General features: G+C 75.4%; 4 protein-coding genes. 2 read left to right on the top strand and 2 right to left on the bottom strand.

Annotated elements, in window-relative coordinates:
* On the bottom strand, positions 1-1,748 hold a 1,748-nt coding region (locus G3I53_RS22605; protein ID WP_164438707.1), incomplete at its 3' end, for a DUF4192 domain-containing protein.
* 176 nt (positions 1,749-1,924) lie between these two features.
* On the opposite strand from G3I53_RS22605, the gene G3I53_RS22600 reads away from it, so the two are divergent.
* Both G3I53_RS22600 and G3I53_RS22595 read left to right on the top strand, forming a co-directional pair.
* Positions 1,925-4,090, top strand: coding sequence for a RecQ family ATP-dependent DNA helicase (locus G3I53_RS22600; protein ID WP_164438706.1), 2,166 nt, complete (start codon positions 1,925-1,927; stop codon positions 4,088-4,090).
* A 364-nt stretch (positions 4,091-4,454) separates the two neighbouring features.
* Complete coding sequence (locus tag G3I53_RS22595; RefSeq protein WP_164335657.1) at positions 4,455-5,069, top strand: hypothetical protein; 615 nt, start codon at positions 4,455-4,457, stop codon at positions 5,067-5,069.
* Positions 5,070-5,343: 274 nt separating this feature from the next.
* Here G3I53_RS22595 and G3I53_RS22590 read toward each other — a convergent pair.
* A partial coding sequence (locus G3I53_RS22590) for a hypothetical protein (RefSeq protein WP_239064050.1) occupies positions 5,344-5,813 on the bottom strand: 470 nt, incomplete at its 5' end.

Genomic DNA, 5,813 nt, shown 5'->3' with positions numbered 1-5,813 from the left:
CCGGGGTGCGTGGCCGCCGCCGGGATCCGCTGACGGGGAATCCGCGCGCTCGGCCGACGGCCGTCGGTACGCGACCGGCGGGGGGACGCGCCACCGGGGCCCGGCACCCGAGCACGGCTCCTTCGGCGCGACGAGGCTTCCCGGACTCGGAGACCCTCGCGCCCGGGGGCTGCGGGACCTTCGGCCCCGGCGGGCTCGGCGGGCGTGGGAGCCGCAGCCCCACCGGCACCACCCGCGCGAGTCGCAGCGCCCGAGCCGTCCGCGTCGTGACCGGATCCATCGCCTCCCGCGCCCAGAACGCCACCGCCTTCCTCAGCCGGCCCACCACCCCCTCCCGGTTGCCCCGACGCGGTGCCCCCGCGACTGCCCCGCCCGCCATCACCGGCGCCGGCACCGGCACCGGCACCGGAATTGGCGCTGTCGCCGTCACCGTCCCCGCTCCGGCTCGACCGTTCGGAGCGCAGGCAGCGCCGGACCGACTCCGGGTCGAGTCCCTCGTTGCACGCCTGGTGCAGCAGCCGGGCGAAGAGGTAGTCGGGGTCCGCGCCGAGCGCCATGGCGAGGGCCTCCCGCGCCTCGAGCTCGTCGCCGGTGGACCACGCGACCCAGCCGGCCAGGGTGAGCGGAGCCGCGGCGTGCTCGCCGTACGGGCCGCTGCAGCGGCGGGCGAGGGCTCGCCACAGGCGGAGGGCGGTGGCCGCGTCGTCGCCCTCCATCCACTCGGCCGCGCGGTCGCGGGTCGTGCGGTCCTGCAGTCCGAGGATCAGGGTCGCGGCCTCGTCGTGACGGATCAGGTCGTCGTCGCGCAGGTCGGACGGCAGGGCGCCGGAGACGGGCGGGGCCGCGGCGAGGCGGCGCAGGAGCCGCTCGGCGAGACGCAGGGTCTCGTCGGCCACCGCCACGCGGCCCGCCTCGTCGAGGATCCTGGGCACCAGCTTCAGACCGGCCGCGTCGAGGGCGGCCTCCTGGCCGGCGGTCGCGAAGCCGTCCCTCGGCAGCAGCCTGGCGCGGAGTTCGCGCAGGGTGCCCCGGACCTGGAGTCCGGCGTAGGTGGCCGCGGCGGCCAGCACCGACGTGCCGGCGAGGCCCATGGGGGTGCCCCCGGCCGGACAGCACTCCTGGTTGTCGCAGCAGTACGACCAGTACCGGCCGTCGGAGACACACAGCGCCTCCACCATCGGGACGTCGAGGGCGCCGCACTCCAGGCGCAGCGCGTGGGCCAGTGGCGCGAGATGTTCCTTGACCTGCCTGCCGGACCCGCCCCGGTCCGGTTCCCGGCAGAGGAAGAGGATCATCTGCTCGGGCCGCGCGCCCCGGCGTGCGCTCCCGGCGATCAGGCCATGGGCGAGCTGCCGGGCGGCGGCCGGCCAGTCGTCCCGGCTGGCGGGGATGCCCAGCCGGGCCCGGCCGCCGAACCGGCCCTGCCCGTCCTTGTCGTGCAGGGCGACCAGCACGATGCTGTCCTCGGGCCGGTACCCGAGGAGGTAGGGCAGTGCGTCGGCGAGTTCGGCGGGGCTGCGGAGGGTGACCTGCTGGGTGTCGCCGTGGCTCCGGTACGACGTGGTGCAGGAGATGTCCGGTGCGGGGCGAGGGGGCGGCCGGTCGCCGTCCCGGTCGGGGTGTGCCGACGTGGGTGCGGCGGATTCCGTGGGGCCCGCGACGCCGCTGCGCTCCAGCGCCTCTTCGAGGCCGCGGTCGGCCCGGTCGCCGTTTTCGGGGGATCCGGTCGCTTCGCTGTGATTCGTCATGCGGAGACGATCTCGCGGATCGCCCTCTCCCGCTTACCCTGTGGATAACTCCGATCAGGGGCACGTCAGGGGGAACGTCCTGAGGCAGGAGGCAGGGGCACGTCACAAGGCACTCCGCCGGCGCCTCCGGGCCGCTCACCGGCCCGGCTGTCGGTGCCGTCCTGTTGTATGGGGGCATGGAGCACACGAGCAACGCGGATCTCCGGGCGGCCGCCGACGCGGTTCTCGCCCGTCTCGTCGGGGACGACTCGGGCGAGGCCCGGCTTCGCGAGGACCAGTGGCGGGCCATCGAGGCGCTGGTCGCCGAGAAGCGCCGGGCGCTCGTCGTGCAGCGCACCGGATGGGGCAAGTCCGCGGTCTACTTCGTGGCCACGTCACTGCTGCGTGCCCAGGGCAGCGGCCCCACGGTGATCGTCTCCCCGCTGCTCGCGCTGATGCGCAACCAGGTCGAGGCCGCCGCGAGGGCCGGGATCCGGGCCCGGACCATCAACTCGTCGAACATCGAGGAGTGGGACACCATCCAGGACGAGATCGGCGCGGGCACCGTCGACGTCCTCCTGGTCAGCCCCGAGCGGCTGAACAACCCGGACTTCCGTGACCGGGTCCTGCCCGAACTGGCCGCCGCGACCGGGCTGCTGGTCGTGGACGAGGCGCACTGCATCTCCGACTGGGGTCACGACTTCCGTCCGGACTACCGCCGCCTGCGCACCATGCTCGCGGACCTGCCCCAGGGCGTGCCCGTGCTCGCGACCACCGCGACGGCCAACGCCCGGGTGACCGCCGACGTGGCGGAACAACTGGGCACGGGCGGTTCGACCGACGCGCTCGTGCTGCGCGGCCCGCTGGACCGCGACAGCCTGAGCCTGCACGTGCTGCGGCTGCCGGACGCGGCCCACCGGATGGCCTGGCTGGCCGATCACCTCGACGACCTGCCGGGTTCCGGCATCGTCTACACCCTCACCGTGGCGGCCGCGGAGGAGGTGACCGCCTTCCTGCGGCAGCGCGGCCACACGGTCTCGGCCTACACCGGCAAGACGGAGAACGCCGAACGGCAGCAGGCCGAGGAGGACCTGCTCGCCAACAAGGTGAAGGCCCTGGTCGCCACCTCCGCGCTGGGCATGGGGTTCGACAAGCCCGACCTCGGTTTCGTGGTGCACCTCGGCTCGCCCTCCTCGCCCATCTCCTACTACCAGCAGGTGGGCCGCGCAGGCCGCGGGGTGCGGCACGCCGAGGTTCTGCTGCTGCCGGGCCAGGAGGACGAGGCGATCTGGGAGTACTTCGCCTCCCTCGCCTTCCCCTCGGAGGAGCTGGTCCGCCGCACGCTCGACATCCTCGCGGACGCCGGCCGGCCCATGTCGCTGCCCGCTCTCGAACCCCTCGTGGAGCTGCGGCGGTCCCGCCTGGAGACCATGCTCAAGGTCCTGGACGTGGACGGCGCGGTACGGCGGGTCAAGGGCGGGTGGACCGCCACCGGGCAGCCGTGGACGTACGACGCGGAGCGGTACGCGTGGGTGGCGCGGCAGCGCAAGGCCGAACAGCAGGCGATGCGGGAGTACGCGTCGACCACCGGCTGCCGGATGGAGTTCCTGCAGCGCCAGTTGGACGACGAGGCCGCCAAGCCCTGTGGCCGCTGCGACAACTGCGCGGGCGTCCGCCACTCGGCCGAGGCGTCCACCGCGGCGCTGGAGGCGGCTCGCACGGACCTCGGCCGGGCCGGTGTCGAGGTGGAGCCACGGCGCATGTGGCCCACCGGGCTGCCGGCCATCGGCATGGAACTGAAGGGGCGCATCCCCGCCGGGGAACTGGCAGCTCAGGGGCGTGCGTTGGGCCGCCTGTCGGACATCGGCTGGGGCAACCGGCTGCGGCCGATGTTCGCGTCCGGCGCGCCGGACGGACCGGTCCCGGACGACGTGGCCAAGGCGGTCGTCGGGGTGCTGGCCGACTGGGCGAGGGGCCCCGGCGGGTGGGCGTCGGGCGGTGCGGACGCCGTCGCGCGTCCGGTCGGCGTGGTCACCATGGCCTCCCGCACCCGCCCGGTGCTGATCCAGTCCCTGGGGTCGCGCATCGCGGAGATCGGGCGGCTGCCGTTGCTGGGCTCGCTGGAGTACACCGGCGAGGCGTTCCCGGCGTCCCGCAGCAACAGCGCCCAGCGGCTGAAGGCCCTCGACGGGGCGGTGGCCGTGCCGCCCGAGCTGGCGGCCGCCCTGGCGAAGGAGGAAGGCCCGGTCCTCCTCGTGGACGACTACACGGAGACCGGCTGGACCCTCGCGGTCGCGGCGCGCCTGCTGCGGCGGGCCGGGGCGTCCGGGGTGCTGCCGCTGGTCCTGGCCGTGCAGGGCTGACCCCGCCGGCCGGGGCCACGCGCCGGGGTCGGGGGGCTCTCGGCGGCCGGGTACGGCCGGCCGCCGCCCCTCCTCGGGAACGCTCCGTGCACGGGCCCCGACGGCCCGCACCCGTGGGGTGTACGCACGTACCGGGACCGGATGCCCCCGGCGGGATTCGGGAGGACGACGGGCGGGGATATTAGCCGTGCATCGTCCGATACCGGTCGCCTGCCCCAATTGCTCGTTGCCGCGCTCCAGTTCGGCAGGAAGAATTGAGGTCCGCACCCGCACGGCCCGTCTGCCGCTCAGGTAGGGCGCTGTTGCGTGCGCGCTCCCCCGAATCCGTCACCGCCCTCTCGTGGGCGTAGCCGAAGGGAGGACCGTGACCTTCGGATTCGCCTCGTCCTCGGCGGCATCGCTGTCGGCGACCGCCGCTTCCGCCCATCGAGTGCTCGAGCCCGCGGAGTGGGCCGCCGCGGGAATCCCGCTGCTGCGCAATCCGCGTGAGGTCGTCAGCGGGCTGCACGCCCGCCACTGCCCCGGACCGGCGACCGCGGTCGTCGCCGTGCTGGACCACGACGAACGGCTCTGCGCGAGCGCGTCGTTCACCCGTCGTCCGGCCCCGGCGGACGGCTGGGTGTTCCGCAACGCCCTGCTCGCCCAGTTGCGCCGGGTCATCCCGCACGACCTGCGCCGCCGGACTCCGGTGCGCACGGCCGTGCTCCTGTACTGCAGGGAGGGGGACGCGCGGTGGACCGAGGAGGACGGTGCCTGGATGTGGGGCCTGCGGGACGCCTGCACCCTGCACGGACTGCGCTGCGGCGCGTACATCACGCTGACGCGTGACGGCTGGCAGGTCCTCGGTGAGGGCCGGGGCGGCCGCCGCCCCAGCGCCGGTTCGGCACCCGAGCCGGTCGCCCTGTCCGAGGCGCCTCCCCGCATCCCTCGCACCGGGGGCGTCACCTCGGAGGTCCTGCGCCGGGCAGCCGCGCGCTGACGTGCCTCCGGGCCCCCGGCGGCGTCGGGGCAGCCGCGACGGGCGGCGGCCGACAGCCGGGGCGCGTGACACGACGACGTCAGGGCTGCCGGGCCCCGGTGAGCGCACGGGTGGCTCCGCGAGGGCTGCCGCACCCCGGTGGAGGCACGCGGACTCCGGAGGGGGCACGCGCAGCCCCGCCCACGGTGCACGGGCGGGCCAAGTCCCCCATCGCGGTCGTGTCCTGCGGAACCCGCGTGCCCCGGCGTCCGTGGCCGCCGGGGTGGCGCGTCGCTCAGACCCCCGCGCCCAGCACCGCGTTGATGCGCTGCGGGTCGCCGCAGACGATCAGCAGGGCACCGGACTTGGCGTGGGCGGCCGACAGGGCGGCCACGGCAGCGGACTCCGGGCCGCCGTTGACGGCGACCACGACGACGGGCCGGGAACCGGCCCGGTCCGCGACGGCGGCGTCCGCGTAGAAGACGTCGTCGCCCGCGTCGTGCTGCGCCCAGTAGGAGGCCTCACCGAAGGACAGTTCGTGGGTGGCCCACGGGTGCGGCTCACCCGTGGTGATCACCAGCACGTCGCCGGGGGCGCGGCCCGAGTCCAGCAGCAGGTCCACGGCCTCCTCGGCGGCGTCGAGCGCCCCCTGCGGAGAGGCCGGGATCAACTGGACCTGGGCGGTGGCGGTTGCGGGGGCGGCCGGGCCGGAAGGGCCCGGCTTGGCCGAGGGGGTCGGGGCTGCCGCCGTGCGCTGCGCCGGCG

The organism is Streptomyces sp. SID14436, assembly GCF_010548465.1.
Classification (GTDB): domain Bacteria; phylum Actinomycetota; class Actinomycetes; order Streptomycetales; family Streptomycetaceae; genus Streptomyces.
The sequence above is the reverse complement of the archived record's forward strand: the minus strand, read 5'-3'. Positions and strand labels throughout refer to the sequence as shown.